This window comes from Saccharopolyspora sp. NPDC000995, assembly GCF_053599315.1.
The window spans coordinates 1-19,759 of record NZ_JBSFLZ010000081.1 but is presented as its reverse complement, the minus strand read 5'-3'; the positions used below and the strand labels follow the sequence as shown (position 1 = coordinate 19,759).

Sequence of the window (19,759 nt, the reverse complement as noted above, 5' to 3'; positions counted from 1 at the left end):
GTCTCCGCCCGCCAGTCTCGAATCGAGCGAGCTCGCACCACGCGGGCATCGAGATCTTGACCGCCGCAGCACGAACGCGAGCAACCGCAGGCACGGCGAGCACGGGCCCGCCTGGCGACGAACGGCATTAGCTGCGCGAAACGAGCAGGAGGAAGGAAAATGTCGGCTTCAACCGTCGATCGGCGGCCCGGGGGACCGTTCCTGGTGGGGCGCGGGTTACTCAAGAACTACGGCTCGTACCGGGCGCTTGCCGGGGTCGACCTGTCGATCCACACCGGCGAGGTGATGGCGATCGTCGGTCCGTCGGGCTCCGGCAAGACGACGCTGCTGCACGTGCTGGCCGGGCTCCTCCGCCCGGACGGCGGCGAGGTGCTGCTGGACGGGCACCGCATCGACCAACTCGGGGAGGCCAAGCGCAGCGCGCTGCGTCGGCAAGAGTTCGGCTTCGTCTTCCAGCAGGGCTTGCTGGTCGGCGAGTTGACGGCGGAGGAGAACACGGCGCTGCCGCTGCTGCTGGCCGGGGCGGACCGCAAGCAGGCGCTAGCGGGCGCGCGGGACTGGTTGGCCCGGCTCGGCCTGGGCGGGCTGGAGAAGCGTCTGCCCGGCGAGCTCTCCGGCGGCCAAGCGCAGCGGGTGGCGATCGCGCGGGCCCTCGCGCACCGCCCGAAGGTGATCTTCGCCGACGAGCCGACCGGCGCGCTGGACACCCGCACCGGGGAGGAGGCCACGCAGGCGTTGTTCGCCGCCGCTGCAGCCACCCAGGCGGCGGTGGTCATCGTGACGCACGACCGCGAGCTGGCCGGCAAGGCCGGGCGGACCGTGGAGATCCGCCACGGGCTGATCGTCGGCGGAGTGATGGTCGGATGATTCCCGTGCAGCTGGCGCTTCGGGTGTTGCGGATGGACTCCCGCAGTCGCCTGTCGGCGGTGCTCACCGCCGCCGGGGTCGCGGTCGCCACCGCGCTGATCCTGTTCCTGGCGACCCTGCCGAACGCGACGAACGCCCGGATGGAACGGGCGTCGTGGCAAGGCGGCGCCGTGGATCCCTCCGGCGCGATCTCGGTGGCGAGCCAGGACTTCTTCCAGAACGAGCGGATCATCCGGCTCGACGTCTCGGGCGATCGGGCCCCGGCGGGCAGCGCACCGCAGTTCCCCAAGCCAGGCGAGGTGCTGCTGTCGCCGCGGCTGGCCGAGCTGACTGAGAAGTATCCGCGCGAAGAGCTCGCCAACCGGTTCTCCGGCCATGTGGTCGGCGTGCTGGACGAGACGTCGCTGAAGTTCCCGGAGCAGCTCGTCGCGCTGGTCGGGCACCCGCCGGGCACGCTGGACGCCGCGGAGGCCGAAGACTCAGGCTGGGGCGCGGCCAGCACAGACGACTTCCTGCTGAAGTTCTTGGCCGGGGTGGGGATCGTGCTGCTGGCCATTCCCAGCCTCGTGCTCGTCGCGTCGGCCGCCAAGCTGACCGCCGCACGTCGGGAACGCCGGCTCGCGGCGCTGCGGTTGGCCGGCGCAACGCCGGGGCAGGTGGTCGGCACGGTCACCGCGGAGACAACGGTCGCCGCGGTGGCGGGCACCGTCGTCGGGCTCGTGCTGAGCTGGCCTCTGCGGTACCTGGGGGCGCAGATCTTGTGGGGTGGCGGCACCTGGTTGCCCAGCGACTTCACGCCGTCGTTGCCGACGCTCGTCGCGGTGGCGGTAGCGATCCCGCTGCTGGTGGTGCTGGCGGCGGTGCTGGGCATGCGCCGAGTGGTACGGGCGCCGGTCGGCGCGGCGATGAGCCAGTCGAGGAAGGTGCCCAGGGCGTGGCGGCTGTTCGCGCTGCCCGCGGCAGCGGGGTTCTTCGCGTTCGGGCTCTACACGGCCGATGAAACCGGCGGCTTGACGTTCCTGCTCGCGGCGCTCGCGGCGGTGCTGCTGTGCGCCTCGGTCATCGGGCCGTGGTTGACCGGGGTGCTTGGCAAGTTGTTCGCCACCGCTTGGCGACGCCCGGCGATGCTGCTTGCGGGTCGGCGGTTGCGCAGCGATCCGAAGGCGGCCTACCGGTCCGTGTCCGGCATCGTCCTGGCGGTGTTCGTCGGGTCGATGGCGCTGACCCTGCTGCCCAGCTTCGAGACCTTCACCGGCGGCGGCCGGTCTTTCAAGGACTCCGTGCTGTACCTCGACGTACCGGCAGCACAGGCAGCTGACCAGCAGAAACGCATCGTCGACGAGTTGGGCCGCAGCGGCGCGAAGGCCACCCTCGTGCGAGCCGAACCGGTCGCACTGGTCACCTCCGAGGGTGGCACGTACGCCGGTCTGGTCATCAGCTGCCCGGATGCAGCGGCGGTGACCCGGATGGCGGTCGGCTTGTGCGCTGGCCCACCGGCAATCCGCGTCGATCCGGGCACGCAGCTGTCGCCTTCGGGTCTGCGGGTCTCGCCCATCCCGGCGTCGGGTACCGCGCAGCAGCCACCGGAGTTCGGATTGCCCGCGAACGTCGTGACGCGCCCGCTCGGCGGCCAGGACCCCGAGCTGAGCGGTTCGGTGCTGATCGATCCCGCGCTGGTGCCCGGCGAGATCGCCAACGTCGGGGAATCGACGCTGGCCGTGAACCCGGCGACCGACGCGGACCGGGAGAAAGTGCGGACCGCGCTAGCCATGGCGCTTCCGGGCGACAGCTTCAACAGCCGAGAGCTGCGGCTGGAGGAGCAGCAGACGATGCTGGGCGATCTCAAACGGGTGACCGCCATCGGGCTCTCGCTCGCCGCCCTGCTAGCCGGCAGCAGCGCCGCGATCACCTCCGCATCGTCGGTGGTCGACCGCCGACGCACCATCGGCGCGTTGATCGCGGCGGGGGCCCCGGTGCGCATGTTGGGCCGTGCGCTGCGGACCGAGGCGGCGCTGCCCGCGCTGGTCGCGACGCTGGGCGCCGGCGCAGGTGGCATCGCGGTCGGCATGTCGATGCTGAGCTTGTTCGGCTCGGACACGCCCGTAGTGATCAGCGGCTGGATCTTCGCCCCCGTCGTGATCGGGGTAACCGTCGCGGTGCTAGCCGCCTCCATCAGCGGCCCGATGCTGCGCCGGATCAGCGCCGAGCCCATCACCGACGAGTAATGGGCGAGTAGCCCCGCCAGTGACCATCCGGCCAGTTCCGCAGCGGGGCGGGACTGGCCGGTCGGCCATCCCGGGCCGACCACATGACCGATCCGAAATACCCGGCCGAAAGGCAATGCTCGAAGTGCCAGAAGGAAGATCCTGGGAGGGCAGAAATGTTCGTCACCCTTGTTTCAGCCGCCGGCGCGATCATCGCCCTCTCGCTGCTGGTGCTCATGTCGCTCAGCTCGGTTCTCCCCGAAGTCGTGGATCGCTTCGCGACCGCTCGTCGTTCGACGAGCGACGGTGCGCAGCAGTCACAGGTCAGTCCTCGGACGAGCCGGTACCCGAGCAGCGGCGGCTCATCCACGACAGCGCGTCGTACGGGAGTTTCGGCGGTTCGGGGGACTGGGAGCCGGGCGGTTTTACAGGCCGGATCCGTTGGGCCGCTTCCTTGGTGACGGTGAACGTCGGTCGGCGGGCATCGGCCCCGGGCGCGGACCGCAGCAAGGCCAGCCGACGCAGCGCCTCGCCGTGGTTGTCGGTGATCGTGACGCGCGCGGAAACGAGAAGAGCACGGCCCGGTTGATCTCGATCGCCCGGTCCCGCCACAGGGTTCGTTCGGTGGAGGTGTCCATGCCCAGTCGTTCGGTCACGTGCCGGGTAATGCCGTACGCGTGGTCGTCGGCCAGTCCGCGGGTAACGATCTCGGTTTTCACGAACCAGGTGTTCAACGGCGCGGCGGGGTATCGGATGCCGCCGATGAGCAGCTGCATGTTGCTGATCAGAGGCACGGTGTGCCAGCGGAGTCCCAGCTCGACGAACCACGGCAAATCCTGGTGCTCAACGGAACTTCCTACACGACGTCGCGCGGAACGGTCACCAGTTTGGCGCCTTCGTGGGCGGTTTCCACCACGAGCGGTAGGTGGTCGAATTGGCTGCGCTGGCTCGGCGGCTTCCACCCCAGGCACTGGACCTCGGCGGTGAATCCCTGGTACCGGGCGTCGCCGAGCACGCCACCGCCGGAGAGCGCGTACCCCGCGTAACGGACGACCTGTTCGTTCCCGATGCGCGGGCCGGGGCGATCCGGTGAGTCCGGGGGAAAAACGGTGACCATCGGCTGGATTCGTCCCGACTTGGTGGCCAGCCGGTTCGAAGCATTCGCTGGCGATCGCAGAGGCGTTGCTCAGGCCGCGCAGGTCGCGGACCTGCAGCCGATCCCACTGCCCGCCGGTCGTACACCAGCCGCTGTCGCGCAGCGCCACTCGTGCGCCATGGGTGAGTTCCGCACTGGTGTGCCGGTAGGTGCCGGTATAGGCGATCTCCTGGCGGACCTCGGAAAGTATCCGGTCCAGGGGTCCTGCCTCGGGATGTGCTTCGTGGAAGGTTCGCAGGAACTCTTCGGCCGCCGAAAGATCCGTGGCCGACTGAGACCGACTGGCGAGATGGATCGCCTCGTCGAGGCTGCCGTCGGTCTCCGGCAAACGTTGTTGGATCGGGAAGACGTCACCCCGGAAAGCCGTCACGTCCCGGTAACGTAGTTGCGATCACCGATTACTCGTCACTTCGCACGCGTTCTTCCTTCCGGTGAACCTGCGAAGCCCGATCGCGTGTCAGCCCACTTCTAGTAACAATCTTCGGCTCGACATCAGCCACTCTTGACGGCCCAATCGGGTGAATAAATTCGATGTCGATCACGGATTTGGCCGGCCGGTCGATGCCGATCAGTGGAAGGGCCGACGGCGCTGCGGGCGAACCTCGACGTCCAATCGCCGCCAGCAACCGGCCGGCCGCTCGACAAAGCTGATGCCGTGCCTGCGACCAGCGGCGGGGATACGCGTCCGACGCGGTCGTGCTCCTGCTCCGCTTCATGTTCGGCGAACGCCGCTACCACAAGTGCGAAGCGCGAATCCGCGCCGACAACGCCGCGTCGCTCGCGCTGCACGACAAGCCCGGCTTCGTCTCCGAAGGTCGACTGCGCGACCACGAATTCTTCGCCGGAGGCCACCATTACCTGGTCATCATGGGCATGACGGCACCGGAGTTCGCGGAAGGGCACGGCTTCGGCGAGCTCTGACCCGGCGCTTCCAGACAGGGCTGAACGGTCGGCCGAACCATCGAACTGCTCGCCGAGGATGCCGGCGTAGCCCGCGTGTCGAACGGTCTCCTCGACCATGTGGACCAAGGCCCAACGCATCAACGGCGGCGGAGTTTCGCGCAGCGATGGCGCGCCGGGCACGTCCGATCTGGGCAGGGCCGCCACGATCTCATTGAACCGCCGCGCCGCTTCGCGGTAGGCGTCGATCAGGTCGTCAGGCGTTTCGCCCGCGGCGGGTTGGGCGTCGCCGTCCTGGAGAGCTATGTCGGCGCCCGCGTACGCCAAACCTAACCAGTTGATCTCCACCGCCGTCAGGTGCTTGACCAGTCCCAGGATGCTGGTGCCGGACGGCACGCCCGGGGCGCGTCCATCCGGCTCGGGAACGCCGACCGCCGTGGCGGCAACCGCATCCTGCAAGTAGTCGAGGAAGCCCAGCAGCGTCGTCTTCGCATCGACGTTGAGGCTGGGAGGGCGGAGATCACCACCCGGCTCGTATCCGTCACACCGCGACATTGCGCAGCCGATCACCCGAATCACGGGCGCGCAAGAACCGGTTTCAGCCAAGCAGACCGGGCACCAGCGCGCGCTTCACAGCACTGTGCTGTCAGCCGCTTCCTCTTCTGGCACGAGCAACTCGCACGATCCGACATAGGCGCCTGCGAGCCCGATCCGCCTGAACTCACAGCAGGTTGGGCTGGTCGATGCCCCACAGCCAGTACCGTCGGACTGGCGGCGCGCCACCTCGACGGTGACGCCGCCACCGGCCAGCCGAACCGAGATGAGCGCCAGATCGCCGTTTGCGGATCGCCGGCTGCGTCTCACCCGGCGTTTCACCCGGCGCGAACTCGGGCTTGGCCGCCCCGAGCTGCTCGTACTCCGCACGGATCGCCCGGTGTCCGACGGCCCTGCCGGTCGGCACGATCAGGATCGCGTCGGGCTCGTACAACGGCCACGAGCCCATCGACGTCACCGGCGTTGAGCCGTTCCAGCACGCTGGCATCCGTTCGTCATCGCCTTCATCTTCCATCTGCTCGAGCGGATCCCCTTCAGACGATGGCAGATGGCAGTGACAAGGCGTCCCGATCGAACCGGGCTAGATGCGTTCGAAGATCAGGTCGCGGATCTCGCGGCCCTCTTCGTGCGCCCGGTTCTCGAACTTCGTGACCGGCCGCCACTCCGGCCGCGGGGCCCAACCACCCGGCTCGTCGGGGTACCGGTTGCACAGCTGCGGTTCCGCCTGGCAGACCTCCAGCATCTGCTCGGCGTAGTTCTCCCAGTCCGTCGCGAGGTGCAGCACACCGCCGGGCGCAAGCCGGGAAGCGATCAGCGCCACCGAGTCGGGCTGCACGAGACGGCGCTTGTGGTGGCGCTTCTTCGGCCACGGGTCCGGGAAGTAGATGCGGACCTCGGCCAGCGATGCGGGCTCGATGTGGTCGCGCAGCAACACGATCGCGTCGCCGCGGAGCAGCCGGAGGTTCGTGACCTCCAGCTTCTCGGCCCGCAGCATCAACTGGGCCAGGCCAGGCTTGTAGACCTCGACCGCCAGGTAGTTGGCGTCAGGTTGGGCGGCCACGAGCTGGGAGGTCGTCTCACCCATGCCGGACCCGATCTCCAGCACGACCGGGGCGGAGCGGCCGAACCAGGTCGCGAGGTCCAACGGGCCTTCGGGCAGCGCGGTCACATCGGAACCCAACTCGGACCAATGCCGGTCCCAGGCGCGCTGCTGACCCACCGTCATCCGCTCGCCGCGTTGGACGTAGCTGACGACGGTACGACGGAACGGAACCTGCTGGTCAGAGGCATTCACGGGGAGCCAGTATCGCAAACGGGCGGCGAGCCCCGGCGACCGAACCCCGCCCTGCCCGAAGGCGGGGCCGGCGGGTCACCAGGCTTCGATCTGCGGGAACATCGCCACCAGGCCGGTGGGCCTCTTGACCGGCACCGGAACCGGCTCGGTGTCGCCGTGCGCCGGCACCACGTTCAGCCATCCCCGGTGCCTGTCGGTCAGCACCACGGTGGTGGGCATCCGCATCGGCGCGCGGTCCGACGGCGCGTACTCCCAGTACCCGGCCTCGCCGGCCCCGGCCCAGGGCACGAAGACCCAACCTGGTCGGGAACCGAGCACCGCTTGCGCATCGTCCTCGACCTCGAACGCGGTGTCCCGCGACTCGATCTCGCCGCGGTCCAAGGCCCGAAGCCACCATGGGGCGGGCAGTCGGCGCTTGGCGCCGTGCAGCTTGCGGAACAGTCCGAGCACCTGGTGTTCGGGTGCGGTGTGGATCCAGCTCCGACGCAGCGATGCGGGTGTTGCGGCCTCCAGCGCGGGCGGGTGCGCCTCCGTTGCCAGCGACCACTCCAGTCTGGGCACCGGCTCCAGTTGGACGTCGTTCACAGACCGCCGCACTCGCGCACCGCTCTCCTGCGCCTGGACTGCCGACCGCTCCTTCGACTGCATGATTCGGCCCCACCCTTCTGCTGTTGAGAAAGTTGCGAGCCCAAACTCGCCCTCGGCCAACGCATGCCCCCAAGCGACGCTGGTTCGGGACATCCCTACTTATGCCTTACCACAGCGAATATCAAGAATGAAACAGTCATGTTAATTGTGTCTAAAATCACGTATCTGCAACTTCTTGGGCTGATACACCGCTGATCGGCTCGACAACTCGACCTCGTACAGATGGAGTGGACAGGTGCCAGATCAGACGATCCAACAGGTGGAGATCGATGGCGGCGTCGTGGTCGGTGTGGACAGTTCCGCATCGTCGCTGCGCGCCCTGCTCGTGGCGGCCGAAGAAGCCAGACGCCGCAACACCGTTCTGCACGTGGTGCGGGCCTGGAGCTTCCGGACAGCGCCGCGACCGGCGGACTGCCCGCCAAATGTCGTGCCGAGCCTGGACCAGTTCCAGCAGACGGTGGTGGTGGACACGGAACGGATCGTATCCAACAAGCTCGGCGACCACGCCGAGCTTTCGGTCCAGATCCACGTGGTCCACTCACCCTCACCGCAGGCGCTGCTGTCGGCGTCGAAGGGAGCGGACCTGCTCGTCGTCGGCCATCGGGGCCGCGGCGGGTTCGCGGGCCTGATGCTGGGGTCGGTGGCCGAGCAGTGCGTCCGCCACGCGGCCTGCCCGGTGCTGGTGGTCCGCCCCAACGTCTAACGGGAGCAGGTAGCCCGCCCCTTCTTCTGCCCGCACCGGATGGGCGATTTCGGGCGAAATCGCTGCGGCACCTCGGGGCGTGCAGGCTCTCGCGCGAAAGCGTTGCCAGTGCGGAGGAAGGAGTGCAGCTGCGACTGCAGCTGCGGTTCGGCGCGTCAACGGAGCCTGCGCGATAAAGCATGTGAGCAGCCGGAAACCGCTACCGCTCAGTCGCCCACGCGCTCGGCGTGGGACAGCGCCCTGCGCAGCGGTTCCCTCGCACCAGGCGTCAGCGAGCACGTCCCACCGCGCAGGTCGATCAGCGGCACGAACCCGAAAGTTGCGCGCCGGCATTCACACTCGTGTCGCCGTGGGGATCACCTAAAGGTTCAGAAAGCACAGGGCCCGGGCCATCCCCCGAATGACAGCCCGGGCCCTCCCCCGTCCCGACCGCCGGCGCCCCCGAGCGCTGTTGCAGTCGGTCGAATTTGGTCGTGCCTGTCGGCCCCGACGTCAGCCCTCGCAAATGTCCAGTGCGGACACTGCGTGCCGCAACGGTTACGGCGCACCGAGTAGGCGACGTCTGCGGCTCGATCTTCTGCCCCCGATCTTATCGGTTGACGTGATCAGACTCTCCGCCGGGCCGGGTAACGTTTTGCTTTCCCTCGCCCAACTGGGCCTTTGTCCAGTTGATCATGGAAGGTTCGACTCAAGATCAGTTCTCGCAGGTCATGCGTCACGTCGCTGGACGCTGATCAGGGCGATCACCCACACGGCCACCGCGACGGCCGCGAAGTAGGCCAGCGCGCCCCACGGACCAAACGGCATCTCGCCGACCCCTGCGGTGCCCGAAATGAAGTGATCGGCCGCGTTGAACGGCATCCACTTCCGCACGTCGCCGCCGACCTTCGGAATCAGGCCGACCAGGCTCTCCACCAACAGCGGCCAGAGCAGCAGCAAGGCGACAGCGCCGGCCGTCTGCCGCAGCAGGGCCCCGACCGCGACCGCCAACACCGCGCTGATTGCGAACACCAGGCCGACCCCGGCGACGTGGCGCCAGTCGTCAGCGGTGGCGAACGCAAGGTCGGAGCCCGTCGCCAGCAGCTTCGCGACGCCCCAGGAACCGAACGCGGCCACCTCGCCGATGATCAGGGCAACCATGGCGACGACCACCGTTTTGGCCAGCAGCGCGGTGGTCCGGTTCGGCACCGCCTGGAAGGTCGCCCGGATCGTGCCGAACCGGTACTCGGTGGTGATCGACAGCGCGGCGAGCACCAGCACCACCATCAACCCGAACTGGTAGCCGACCTGCGTCATCGGCACCGACATGTCGCCTTCGGCCTGGGCCGCGAACAGCATCGCGAACCCGATGGTCATCCCCAGCGCGAGGAAGGTGCACCACCACGGGGACTTGGTGGAGAAGAGCTTGATCCGTTCGACGGCGAGCAGGGTCATCGGGCCACCTCCGAGGCCGTCAGCTCGGACGAGGCGGCGCCGCGACCGGTCTGGTATTCGACTGCGTTACTGGTCATCTGGATGAAGGCGTCCTCCAACGAGCTCCGTTGCGCGGTGAGCTCGTGCAGCACTATCCCGTGCTGCGCGGCGATTTCGCCGATCTGCTCGGTGCCGACCTCGTCGATCAAGAGCGTGTCCGCAGCCGTGGACCGCGCGCTCAGGCCCTGCGCGATCAGCAACTGCTGCAACTGCGCCGAGCTCGGCGAGCGCACCAGCACGCCCTGCGTGCCGGCGTTGTCCACGAACTGCTGAGTGCTGCACTGCGCGATGAGCTCGCCGCGGCCGATCACCACCAGTTCCTCGGCGGTCAGGGCCATTTCGGACAGCAGGTGGCTCGAGACGAAGACCGTGCGCCCCTCCGCAGCCAGGCCCTGCATGAACCGCCGGATCCAGTGGATGCCCTCCGGGTCGAGCCCGTTCACCGGCTCGTCGAACAGCAAGATCTTGGGGTCACCGAGCAGCGCGGTGGCGATCCCGAGCCGCTGCGACATGCCCAGCGAGAACCCTCCCGCCTTGCGGCGCGCGACGTCCTCCAGGCCGACCATTGCGAGCACCTCGTCGACCCGTTTCGCCGGGATGCCGTTGGACTTCGCCATCCACTGCAGGTGGGTGCGCGCGGACCGGTTGGGGTGCACCCACTTCGCGTCGAGCAGCGCCCCCACGGTGCGCAGCGGGTGCGTCAGCTCGCGGTAGGGCTTGCCGTCGATGCGCACCTCACCCGCGGTCAGCCGGTCCAGGCCAAGCATCATCCGCATGGTGGTGGACTTGCCGGCTCCGTTGGGACCGAGAAAACCCGTTACCCGGCCGGGTTTCACGGTGAACGACAGATCGTTCACCGCGACTTTCGAGCCATAGCGCTTAGTGAGGCCGATCGCCTCGATCATGATCACTCCTGTCCGGCCGACAATGCCGCGGCCCACCCGGGCCACACCGCTAAGCCTGCCTGGTCGACCCTCGCACCGGCATCGCCCCAGCGTCTGGACCTGAGGTCAGACTGGAGTCGTAGTCGACCCCCACCAGTATGATGACCTCTTAGGGTTCTCCCTGAGCTTGTGGACGTGCGCGAAACAGCGATCCCAAAGTCCGGCGTCCGAGGTTCCCCCACCCGCACCACCACGCAGCCAGCACTCAGCGGAACAAGCAGTTCAGTGCTGCGGCCAGGCCGTCCTCGGCGACCGGACCGGCGACCTCGTCGGCCGCGGCGCGCACGGCCTCCGGCGCCTGTCCCATCGCGACACCGCGCGCCGCCCAGCGCAGCATCTCGATGTCGTTGTCCCCGTCACCGGCGGCGAACGTGTCCTCGCTCGCGATGCCCAGTTCGGTGCGCAGCTTCTCCAGTGCCGAGCCCTTGGTCACGCCCTCCGGTACCACCGTGACCCACGGCTCGTCGTGGTCCAGCGTGAAAGTGCAGCCGGGCAACCGAATTCCGGCCAGCACCTCGACGACCTCGGTCGGCTCGTGATCCACCCAGTTCGCAATCAGCCGCGGCACCGCAACGCTGACGAGTTCGTCCAGCGACGCCAGCTGTTGCGGGCCGTGCAGTTCCTCCTCGTGGAACCTGGAGGTCACCAGGCTGCCCGCACCGAGGTCCTCGGCTGCGAAGATCGCGCCGGGTAGCCGCCTGGCCAGCTCGGCGAGCACCGGCCCCGGCTCGAAGGTCTCGACGGACAGCACTTCCCGCGTCGCCGCGTCCACCCGCACCGCGCCGTTGGAGCACAACGCGACTCCGCTTGTCAGCTCCAGGTCGTCGAGGATCGGCAGGGTTGCGAGCGTGCTCCGGCCGGTCGACACCACGACCTGGGCGCCCGCCTCGACCACGCGGCGCACGGCCGCCCGGACCACCGCGGAAATCTCCTGGGTGGCCGGATCGAGCAGGGTCCCGTCGACGTCGAGGGCGATGAGTCGGGGCTTCCACACGGCGTCGGTCACCACCGCAGGCTAGCCGCCGATGCGCCCCGAAGTGGCTGGTTGGAGGCGCAATTCACGCCTCGCCTGGCTTGACCAGACCGGTTTCGTAGGCCAGCACCACCGCCTGCACCCGATCCCGGACGTCCAATTTGGACAGGACGCGGCCGAGGTGCGTCTTCACGGTGGCCTCGGACAGGAACAGCTTGCCCGCTATCTCAGCGTTCGACAGCCCCTTCGCCACGAGCACCAGCACCTCGCGCTCCCGGTCCGTCAGCGCGTCCAGCACCGACGCGTCCCGCAGCTGGCCGACGCGCTCGCTCAGGAACCGGTCGAGCAACCGCTTCGTCACGCTGGGCGCGACCACCGCGTCACCGCTGGCGACCGACCGCACCGCGGTGACCAGGCTCTCCGGCGGCGCGTCCTTGAGCAGGAAGCCGCTGGCCCCGTTGCGGCCCGGATCGACGTTTTGGTGCCGGTGCCGCCGTGCTTGACCACGTTCGTCAGCGACTCCTGCACGATCCGGTAAACGCTGCGCCCGATCCCGGTCGGCAGTCCGGTGAAGTCGCCAGTCAGCTTCATCGACACGGTTAGCCCGAGCCCGCGCACCCGGCCCGCCAGCTCGTTGAGGTCGGCCGCGGTGGGCTGCGGGATGCGGGCGAGGTCGTGCTCCGTGCCGTCGCGGAGCACACCGAGCAAGCTGCGCAGCTCGCCGAGCGCCTCGCGGCCGGTGCTGCCGATCGCCTGCAACGCCCGTTCGGCGAGGTCCGGGTTGCTGCCCAGGGCGTAACCGGCGCCGTCGGCCTGCGTCACCATCACGCTCACCGAATGCGCCAGCACGTCGTGGATTTCCCGCGCGATCCGGTTGCGTTCCTCGGCGACCGCGATGCGGGCCTGCTGATCGCGCTCGAATTCCAGGTTGTGCAGCCGCCTTTCCACCTCCGCGTGGTACGCGCGGCGGGCCCCGATGAACTCGCCCAGCACCCAGCAGAAACCGACCAGCATGACGAAGAAAAGGACCCGGACGAAGACCAGCGTGGGCAGGTCCTCCGGCGCCTCATCGCCGGTGAACAGCCGCAGCAGGAAGAAACCACCGGTCAGCGCGGTGTAGACCGCCGCCTTCCAACGCCCCACGTAGGCGACCAGGGTGTAGATCATCATGCTCGGCACCACGGTCGTCGTGGTGACTTCCGGCCCCTGGGTTGGGACCGCCATGATCGCCAGGCCGAGCAGCACGACGTACGCCGACTGCACCGGCCAGATGCGCCGCACTGACACCGGCACGTTCAGCAGCAACCCGGCCAAGACGAACAGCGCAGTGGGCATGCCGACCGCGAGATCGCCTTCGCCGCCGAGCTCACCCAGGTGCAGGAGCAGCATGAAGGTGGCGATCCCGCTGTCACCGACCAACGGGTGCGCCCGCAACCAGAGGCTCAGTTTCCGCACCAAGCGAGGTTATGCGGTCGGCGGGCGAGCCGACGTCATCCCACGGGCTCGAATCGCCTCAGCCCCTGGTCGCATCCGCCCTGACCCGGGCTGCCCCTCAGGGCCGACGCGGCGGGTGGTTATCGAGCGACTCGACCCGACCCATCAGATCTGCGTGGCAGGATGTAGCGCGCAGCGAGTCGCACACCCCTGAAAGGTCGGCGTTGAGTACGGCAACCGAGCAGCAGCACTGGCCCGGCCCGCTATCGGCGGCGGTCGCACGGCTGTGCACCGGGTTGCGACCGCAGGTGTCCGAGCGGACCGCGGCCGGCTTCGCCGAGGTGCTGCGCAGGCTGTCCGCGCCGCTGCAGGTGGCCGTCGCGGGCCGGATCAAGTCCGGCAAGTCCACGCTGGTCAATGCGCTGATCGGGCGCCGGGTCGCGCCGACCGACGTCGGCGAGTGCACCCGGCTGGTCACCCGCTTCCAGTACGGCACGGTGGACCGCGTCGAGGTCATCTTCCACGACGGCAAGAAGCAGGCCGTGCCGTTCGACGCCGACGGCGGCATCCCCGCCGACTTGGGCGTGAACATCGACGAGGTCTCGCACCTGGAGGCCTACCTGACCAACGCGGTGCTGCACGACCTGACCGTGATCGACACCCCCGGGCTCGGCTCGCTGGACGCCGCATCCGTCGCGCGCACCGAAGAGCTGCTCGGCACCCGCACGCGAGAAGAAGGCGAGGACGACCCCGAGCTGGACCCGGTGTCGCGCAACGCGGTCGCCGGGGCCGAAGCCGTCCTCTACGTGGTGACGCAGGGCGTCCGCGCCGACGACGAGCAGGCGCTGGCCGCGTTCACCGCTGCCACGGCCAGCCGGGAAGCGGGGCCGGTCAACGCGATCGCGGTGCTGAACAAGGCCGACACCATCGAGCCGAGCTCCGTCGAGGACTCCGACGGCGAGGTGTGGAAGGCAGCCTCGCTGCTCGCCGAGAAACAGGCGCAGCTGCTCAAGCCCAAGGTCGCCGACGTGCTGCCGGTGATCGGCCTGCTCGCGGAGACCGCCGAATCCGGCGGGTTTACCGCCGCCGACGCGGAGGCGCTGCGCGCCCTGGCCCAGCTGGACGAGGCAACCCGCGAAACGCTGCTGATGTCTGCGGACCTGTTCACCAGCTGGGAATGCGACGTGCCCGCCGGCACCCGCAGCCGGCTGCTGGAGCGGATGGACCTCTACGGGATCCGGTGCGCGCTGGCGGCGATCGACGCCGAACCGGAGATCACCGCGGGCGCGCTGCGGCGGCGGCTGCTGGACTCCTCCGGGCTGGCTTCGGTGCTGAACCGGCTGGACTCGGTGTTCCGGGCGCGGGCCGACGGCATTAAGGCCGCGGCGGCGCTTGCTTCGGTGACCGCGCTCGCGCACGCCTCCGGCGACCAGGACGAGCGGCAGCGGGTGCACGACGCGATCGAGGTTCTGCTGGCCAAGCCGGAGGCGCACCAACTGCGGGTGCTGGAGGCGTTGACACTGGTCGCGGCCGGGGCGGTGGCGATGCCGGCGGACTTGGCCGAAGAAGTGATGCGGGTCGGCAGCAGCAACGACGCCGGCGAGCAGCTCGGCCTGCCGGGACGGCACCGCTACGAGCTGACCGACTACGCACTGGAGCGGGCGAATTGGTGGCGCTCGTTCTCGTCGTTCGGCGCCACGCCCGCGCAGAGCCGCATCGCGCACGTGGTGCACCGGGCGTACTTCCTGATCTGGCAGCAGCTGCGGTCCGGGTGATGTCGGTGCGGGGCTGGCGACGCAACAAATCACCCGAACGTGGAACCGGTGGGGTACCGGAGGCGTCCGATCCTGGTGAGGGCACGGCCATTGCTCCGGACGTCGACGCAGGGTTGGGGATCGACATGACCGCCGTGACCAGCGATATCGGCATAGATCCGCTCGAGAAGGCACTGGCCGAACGAGCAACGCTGATCCAGCTGTGCATGTACGCGATGGACCGGGCCCGCAGCGCAGGAGTGGTGGAGCGGCTGTCCGAGGGCCTGCGCGGGATCGGCGTCTCGGCGCTGCGCCCGGACGGTACCCGTTTCGACCCGGCGCACCACGAGGCGGGCGGCACGACGCCCACCGACGACTTGGAGCTGGACGGGGTGGTCGCCGAGACCGAGGTGCTCGGCTTCGCCGACGGGGACCGCGTGCTGCGCGCCCCGGTGGTGACCGTCTACCGGCTCCGGGCGCGGTGATCCGCCTTCCGGTGATCAACGCGGTCGGGGACAATTCCCGAGTTCGAGCGCGGTCCAGGCAGGTATCGAGAGGAGCGGGGTAGACATGACGCCGAATGCACCGGGCGTCGCGGTCGCCGCGACCCTGCCGCAGCAGGTCAAGCAAGCCAGGGAGAAGCTGCACGCGGTGCTGCGGGAAGCCGACCCGAGCGCCGCCGAGTGGGTCGAGCAGGTCCGGCGCGGCCGCCCGAAAACGCCCAGCGTCGTGGTGGTCGGGGAGACCAACCGGGGCAAGAGCTCACTGGTCAACGCCATGGTCGGGCATCCGGGTCTGTCCCCTGTGGACGCCGATGTGGCCACCGCCACGTACCTGCAGTTCACGCACGGCCAGCAGTGGGCGGCGCACGCCTGCTACCCCGGCCAGCAGGAGCCGGTTCCGTTCGACCTGGAGCAGCTGCCGAGCTGGGCGGGCGCCGGCCGCGACCTGCCCGAGGGGCAGCTGCCACCGCGCTACGTGCAGATCACCGCGCCGATCGAGACGCTGGCCCGGGTGACCGTGGTCGACACCCCTGGCGTCGGCGGGCTGGACGCCTTGCACGGCGAGCTGGCGATGGAGGCGGCCGGCTCGGCGACGGCGCTGCTGTTCGTCGTCGACGCGTCGGCCCCTTTCACCAGGGGCGAGCTGGAGTTCCTGCAGAGGGTTGCCGAGCGCGTCGAGACCGTCGTGTTCGCGCTGGCCAAGACCGACCAGCACCGCGGCTGGCGGCAAGTCCTGGAAGCGGACCGGAAGCTGCTGGTGGAGCACGCGCCGCGGTTCGCCGACGTGCCGATCTTCCCGGTGTCCGCGCGGATGCAGGAACTCGCCGCGAAGGCACCCAGCGAGCAGGCCGCGGAAATGCTGCGCGAGAAGTCCGGCATCACCGAGCTGCGCACCGAGCTGGAACGGCTGATCGGCGGCCGGTCCGCGATGCTCGGCGAGGCCAACACGATGCGCGCGCTGTCCACTGTGCTCGGTGAGCTGACCGCGCGGCTGGAGGCGCAGAAGCGCGCGCTGACCGTCGGCGAGGATGAGGCGGAGTCGCTGCGCGCGCGGCGCGACGAACTGACCACCGCGCGGCGCTCGTCGACGCGCGGCTGGCAGGTCAAGTTGCGCGGCGAGATCCAGCGCACCCGCGTCGAGACCAGCCACGAGGTGACCCGCCAAGTGCGGGATGTGCAGAACTGGTTCCGGCGAGCGATCGACGGCGCCGACCGCAACCAGCTCGCCGAGCTGCCGCGGCAGGTCGACGTGGCGTTGCAGATGGCGTCGAGCCGGGTCGCGGCCATGCTGTCCGCGCGGCTGGCCACAGTCGCCGAGCAGTCGTTGAGGGAGCTGTTCTCCGCCGAGGAGCTCGACGTGATCCGCTCGCAGTTCGCGCGCGGGTTGCAGGCGCCGATCGCGTTGCGCCCACCGGAGAAGCGACCGCCGACTGCCGAGGACAAGCTCCTGGTGTTCATGGGCGTCTCCGGCGGACTCGGCGTCGGCCGCGCGGCGGCGATGCCATTGGCGGGCTTGGGAATCGCGGCGCTGAACCCGGTGGTGCTACCGGTGACGATCGTGCTCGGCCTCGGGGTGGGCTGGTGGATGGCGCGGACCCGCAAGCACGCGGCCGACAAGCAGCACTTGAAGCAGTGGCTGACCGAGGCCATCGCGGACGCCCGCTCGGCGCTGGATCAGCTGGTCGCAGAGCAGTTGATCGAGGCGGAGCAGCAGCTTTCGCTGGCCCTCGACGACGCCCTGACCAGGCGGATCGAGGCGATCGAGGGGGAGCTGCGGGAGGTGGACAAGGCCCTGAAGATGGACGCCGCGGAACGCAGCCGCCAGCTCCAGACGGTCAACCGCCGCCTCACCGAAGCGACCACCGGGCGGGAGCGCGCGGAGAACCTCCTCGCCAGCATCCGCAACCTCCGCGACACCGCCAACTGATCCGAACGAACCCGCGCGGGTCTGAAGCGCGGTTGCGGGGTGCCGGTGACCGGGCGCGCGGGAGGGGGCGTTCGCGCCCGGTCACCGGGGAAGGGCCGATATGGCGGAGGTCGGGGAGGACACCACATCGGCCGGGCTGGGTAATTTTTTCGAGGTGACCTGATGGCTCAGGTGCGGAGGTGGTGGCGGCCGGTGGGCTCGTCGAAGCCGTCGGGGTCGTCTGGGTCTGTGGTGGGGAATCCCGTTGGTATGTGGGGATGTTCTTGTTCCGTGCGGTGTTCTTCGGCCGCGACGTGAGTTTCGGCTTCGATGTCGGCGATGAGGTGCCAGACGGCGTAAGCGCCTTCGCCGCCTCCGGCGTGCTGGCCCGTTGAGAACGCGATGGCTCTCGCGGGCAACTGGGTGGTGAGCAGGGCGAGGATCAGCAGGTTGAACAGGACGAACGTGCTGAGCTGAATCCAGAACATCGGTGGTTCTCCTTCGGTTGAGCGAGGGGTATCAATTTTCGCGAGAAATTGGCGTTCATCCGGGTGACGGTCAATTTCTCGCGAAATTGCGCCGTCCTCAGGTGGTCACAGGCGGGTGGTGAGGGTATGCCAGCACCGCATGCAGGTGTCCTCCCGAATCCAGTCCACTTCGGACCGATCATGCAGCTCGGCCGCGCCCGCTTCTGCCCCGCAGAACGCCTTCACCCGCTCGCTGGCTGGGACTTTCGTTGCTGCGATGGGGAAAGCGTGACGGCCGCCCGGGACCGGGCGCCAGACGTAGGTCAAGTAGTCGGACATCGGGATCTCCCCTCGAAGATGTTGAGGCAAGTTTGCCTCAACATGGGCAAGTTGATCAACTACACGAAAGAGCGAGATCAAACGGGTGGTCGGTCACTCGTAAGCTGTGCCCATGTCGGACACCCCACGAGCACGCGCTCTGGCGAAGGAACTTCGAGCCGCCCGCAACGCGGCGGGCTTGACCGCGCGGCAGCTTGCTCACGTGCTGGGCTGGTCCGAGGCAAAGGTCAGCCGGATCGAGACCGCACGGCGCGGAATTCTGGTAGAGAACGTCGAAGCGATCCTCAACGTTCTCGGCATGAAAGGCGGAGATCGCGAACGCCTGCTCAAGATGGCCCGCGACATCCGCGAACCGGCGTGGTGGGAGCTCGGCCGCGAGCTACCTCAGCAGCTGACGGCTCTGATCGATGCGGAGCAACGCGCTAAGACGATCACTGACGTGACGCTCAACGTGCTGCCCGGATTGCTTCAAACCAGGGCATACACACGGACAGTGATGGAAGCGTCCGGCGTTCCCGACGATCAGATTGACGACCACGTGTCGATTCGCCAAGTCAGGCAAGGGATTCTGAGCAAACGAGATCCAGCGACGCTGCGTTGCTTCATTGATGAGACCGCGTTGACGAGGCCAATCGGCGGCGCCAAAGTGATGGCCGATCAACTACGTAAGATCATCTCCGCCTGCGAGGAACCGAACGTCACGGTCCGGGTAATCCCGCTGTCCATTGGCGCACATGCAGGTTTGAGCGGCACTTTTGTGCTTTTCGAGTTCGGCAAGCCTCGTCCCGTCGTGTACCTCGAAGCGCGGCGATCGGGTGCGTTCATTGACGAGCCAGACGACGTAGCGCTGTTCTTCGATGCAGTGGAGAGATTGGAAGATCACGCTTCCGGCCTGGAAGCCTCGCAGGAGATACTGCAGAAGTACCTGGAGCAGTACGAGAGCGAGGCGAAATGACGCCCGAGTTAACCGGCTGGCGCAAGTCCAGCCGCAGCGCGGCCGAGGGCAACTGCGTCGAGGTGGGCTGGTCGAAGTCGAGCCGAAGCGGCCCACAAGGAAACTGCGTTGAGGTCCGGGACGGGCCGGGCATCGTCGCCGTTCGGGATACGAAGGACCGGGATGGGGCCGTGCTGATGTTCCCCCGACGGCAGTGGGTGGCGTTCGTCTCGGGGTTGCGAGATCGCCGCTGGTGAATTGGGCCGTCTGGGCGGTTCGTGGAGCCGTTTCACGAATGTTGTCCGGGCCGGGACCTGGCTCTTGTACTCTCTGCGTTCGTGATCATACCACCGTGTAACCGGCGGTGATCACGAACGTGGAGGGGAGCTGCGTTGACCACAGGGATGGAAGACTTAGCCGCAGGCGCAAGCGCACTGGCCGGACAGGCGGAGGGGCTACGTGCAGCAGTCGACAACGGCCAGCTCGTCATGGACCCGGAGGCAGCCGAACGCGTCGCCAAGGTCTACGAGGAAAAAGCCGCTGCAGTCCAGGACAATGTCGGGGTTGCGCAGCGTTTGATCACAAACGGTATCTTCGGTGACTGCTTCATTGAGGTGATCTCAGTAGGGGGTTATGCGAGTCGGCCGTGTTCGAATTGGGTGAGTACGAGTGCGGCTTTGACGATGGGTCCGATTTTGCGGGGGC

At 68.4% G+C, this 19,759-nt stretch carries 20 protein-coding genes and 4 pseudogenes; 9 read left to right on the top strand and 15 right to left on the bottom strand.

The genetic code is table 11. The annotated features are described in order from the left end of the window. Positions 1–159: 159 nt before the first annotated feature. Together ACWDKQ_RS23735 and ACWDKQ_RS23730 are read left to right on the top strand one after the other, a co-directional pair. Positions 160–867 (top strand): ABC transporter ATP-binding protein, encoded by a 708-nt coding sequence (locus tag ACWDKQ_RS23735; RefSeq protein WP_450140947.1) that lies wholly within the window; start codon positions 160–162, stop codon positions 865–867. Then, positions 864–3,092, top strand: coding sequence for an FtsX-like permease family protein (locus tag ACWDKQ_RS23730; protein ID WP_450140946.1), 2,229 nt, complete (start codon positions 864–866; stop codon positions 3,090–3,092). The genes ACWDKQ_RS23735 and ACWDKQ_RS23730 overlap by 4 nt, the downstream gene beginning before the upstream one ends. Positions 3,093–3,395: 303 nt before the next feature. Here ACWDKQ_RS23730 and ACWDKQ_RS23725 read toward each other — a convergent pair whose 3' ends face one another. The 8 genes and pseudogenes from ACWDKQ_RS23725 to ACWDKQ_RS23690 form a co-directional block, all read right to left on the bottom strand. Beyond that, a complete protein-coding gene (locus ACWDKQ_RS23725; RefSeq protein WP_450140945.1) occupies positions 3,396–3,683 on the bottom strand; it encodes a hypothetical protein in 288 nt (95 codons plus the stop codon). Between the two features lie 2 nt (positions 3,684–3,685). Beyond that, a pseudogene (locus ACWDKQ_RS23720) lies at positions 3,686–3,862 on the bottom strand (nitric oxide synthase oxygenase); the annotation flags it as partial. A 65-nt stretch (positions 3,863–3,927) separates the two neighbouring features. Next, positions 3,928–4,188 (bottom strand): nitric oxide synthase oxygenase, encoded by a 261-nt coding sequence (locus ACWDKQ_RS23715; protein ID WP_450140944.1) that lies wholly within the window; start codon positions 4,186–4,188, stop codon positions 3,928–3,930. 94 nt (positions 4,189–4,282) lie between these two features. After that, a pseudogene (locus ACWDKQ_RS23710) lies at positions 4,283–4,597 on the bottom strand (nitric oxide synthase oxygenase); the annotation flags it as partial. Between the two features lie 122 nt (positions 4,598–4,719). Continuing rightward, complete coding sequence (locus ACWDKQ_RS23705) at positions 4,720–5,682, bottom strand: DinB family protein (protein ID WP_450140943.1); 963 nt, start codon at positions 5,680–5,682, stop codon at positions 4,720–4,722. Between the two features lie 166 nt (positions 5,683–5,848). Beyond that, complete coding sequence (locus tag ACWDKQ_RS23700) at positions 5,849–6,130, bottom strand: nuclear transport factor 2 family protein (RefSeq protein WP_450140942.1); 282 nt, start codon at positions 6,128–6,130, stop codon at positions 5,849–5,851. A 132-nt stretch (positions 6,131–6,262) separates the two neighbouring features. Continuing rightward, complete coding sequence (gene trmB / locus ACWDKQ_RS23695; RefSeq protein ID WP_450140958.1) at positions 6,263–6,907, bottom strand: tRNA (guanosine(46)-N7)-methyltransferase TrmB; 645 nt, start codon at positions 6,905–6,907, stop codon at positions 6,263–6,265. Positions 6,908–7,051: 144 nt separating this feature from the next. Further along, entirely contained in the window at positions 7,052–7,624 is a 573-nt protein-coding gene (locus tag ACWDKQ_RS23690; RefSeq protein WP_450140941.1) for a hypothetical protein, read from the bottom strand. 235 nt (positions 7,625–7,859) lie between these two features. Here ACWDKQ_RS23690 and ACWDKQ_RS23685 point away from each other — a divergent pair, with 235 nt between their 5' ends. Continuing rightward, positions 7,860–8,327 (top strand): universal stress protein, encoded by a 468-nt coding sequence (locus ACWDKQ_RS23685; protein WP_450140940.1) that lies wholly within the window; start codon positions 7,860–7,862, stop codon positions 8,325–8,327. Between the two features lie 708 nt (positions 8,328–9,035). Here ACWDKQ_RS23685 and ACWDKQ_RS23680 read toward each other — a convergent pair. The 5 genes and pseudogenes from ACWDKQ_RS23680 to ACWDKQ_RS23660 all read right to left on the bottom strand — a co-directional run bounded on the left by ACWDKQ_RS23680 (position 9,036) and on the right by ACWDKQ_RS23660 (position 13,172). Next, complete coding sequence (locus ACWDKQ_RS23680; protein ID WP_450140939.1) at positions 9,036–9,761, bottom strand: hypothetical protein; 726 nt, start codon at positions 9,759–9,761, stop codon at positions 9,036–9,038. Continuing rightward, the gene (locus tag ACWDKQ_RS23675; protein WP_450140938.1) at positions 9,758–10,705 is read right to left on the bottom strand and encodes an ABC transporter ATP-binding protein; all 948 of its coding nucleotides are present in this window, start codon (positions 10,703–10,705) and stop codon (positions 9,758–9,760) included. The genes ACWDKQ_RS23680 and ACWDKQ_RS23675 overlap by 4 nt, the downstream gene beginning before the upstream one ends. A gap of 244 nt (positions 10,706–10,949) precedes the next feature. After that, positions 10,950–11,738 (bottom strand): HAD family hydrolase, encoded by a 789-nt coding sequence (locus tag ACWDKQ_RS23670; protein WP_450140937.1) that lies wholly within the window; start codon positions 11,736–11,738, stop codon positions 10,950–10,952. 64 nt (positions 11,739–11,802) lie between these two features. After that, a pseudogene (locus ACWDKQ_RS23665) lies at positions 11,803–12,180 on the bottom strand (response regulator transcription factor); the annotation flags it as partial. Continuing rightward, on the bottom strand, positions 12,075–13,172 hold the full coding sequence (locus tag ACWDKQ_RS23660; RefSeq protein WP_450140936.1) for a sensor histidine kinase: 1,098 nt from the start codon (positions 13,170–13,172) through the stop codon (positions 12,075–12,077). The pseudogene ACWDKQ_RS23665 and the gene ACWDKQ_RS23660, both read right to left, overlap by 106 nt. Positions 13,173–13,375: 203 nt before the next feature. Here ACWDKQ_RS23660 and ACWDKQ_RS23655 point away from each other — a divergent pair, with 203 nt between their 5' ends. The 3 genes from ACWDKQ_RS23655 (at position 13,376) to ACWDKQ_RS23645 (ending at position 17,335) form a co-directional block, all read left to right on the top strand. After that, a complete protein-coding gene (locus tag ACWDKQ_RS23655; RefSeq protein WP_450140935.1) occupies positions 13,376–14,926 on the top strand; it encodes a dynamin family protein in 1,551 nt (516 codons plus the stop codon). After that, positions 14,926–15,390 (top strand): nucleotide exchange factor GrpE, encoded by a 465-nt coding sequence (locus tag ACWDKQ_RS23650; protein WP_450140934.1) that lies wholly within the window; start codon positions 14,926–14,928, stop codon positions 15,388–15,390. Before ACWDKQ_RS23655 ends, ACWDKQ_RS23650 begins: the two co-directional genes overlap by 1 nt. 85 nt (positions 15,391–15,475) lie before the next feature. Beyond that, positions 15,476–17,335 (top strand): dynamin family protein, encoded by a 1,860-nt coding sequence (locus tag ACWDKQ_RS23645; RefSeq protein WP_450140933.1) that lies wholly within the window; start codon positions 15,476–15,478, stop codon positions 17,333–17,335. A gap of 167 nt (positions 17,336–17,502) precedes the next feature. On the opposite strand, the gene ACWDKQ_RS23640 is transcribed toward ACWDKQ_RS23645, so the two are convergent. Together ACWDKQ_RS23640 and ACWDKQ_RS23635 are read right to left on the bottom strand one after the other, a co-directional pair. Then, positions 17,503–17,802: a hypothetical protein gene (locus ACWDKQ_RS23640; RefSeq protein ID WP_450140932.1), complete on the bottom strand. Its 300-nt coding sequence runs from the start codon at positions 17,800–17,802 to the stop codon at positions 17,503–17,505. Between the two features lie 105 nt (positions 17,803–17,907). After that, positions 17,908–18,120, bottom strand: coding sequence for a zinc finger protein (locus ACWDKQ_RS23635; protein ID WP_450140931.1), 213 nt, complete (start codon positions 18,118–18,120; stop codon positions 17,908–17,910). A 112-nt stretch (positions 18,121–18,232) separates the two neighbouring features. Between ACWDKQ_RS23635 and ACWDKQ_RS23630 the strand changes: the two genes are divergently transcribed. The 3 genes and pseudogenes from ACWDKQ_RS23630 to ACWDKQ_RS23620 all read left to right on the top strand — a co-directional run. Next, the gene (locus ACWDKQ_RS23630; protein ID WP_450140930.1) at positions 18,233–19,075 is read left to right on the top strand and encodes a helix-turn-helix domain-containing protein; all 843 of its coding nucleotides are present in this window, start codon (positions 18,233–18,235) and stop codon (positions 19,073–19,075) included. After that, positions 19,072–19,311 (top strand): DUF397 domain-containing protein, encoded by a 240-nt coding sequence (locus tag ACWDKQ_RS23625; protein ID WP_450140929.1) that lies wholly within the window; start codon positions 19,072–19,074, stop codon positions 19,309–19,311. Before ACWDKQ_RS23630 ends, ACWDKQ_RS23625 begins: the two co-directional genes overlap by 4 nt. Positions 19,312–19,446: 135 nt before the next feature. Further along, positions 19,447–19,759: pseudogene (locus ACWDKQ_RS23620) on the top strand (hypothetical protein); the annotation flags it as partial.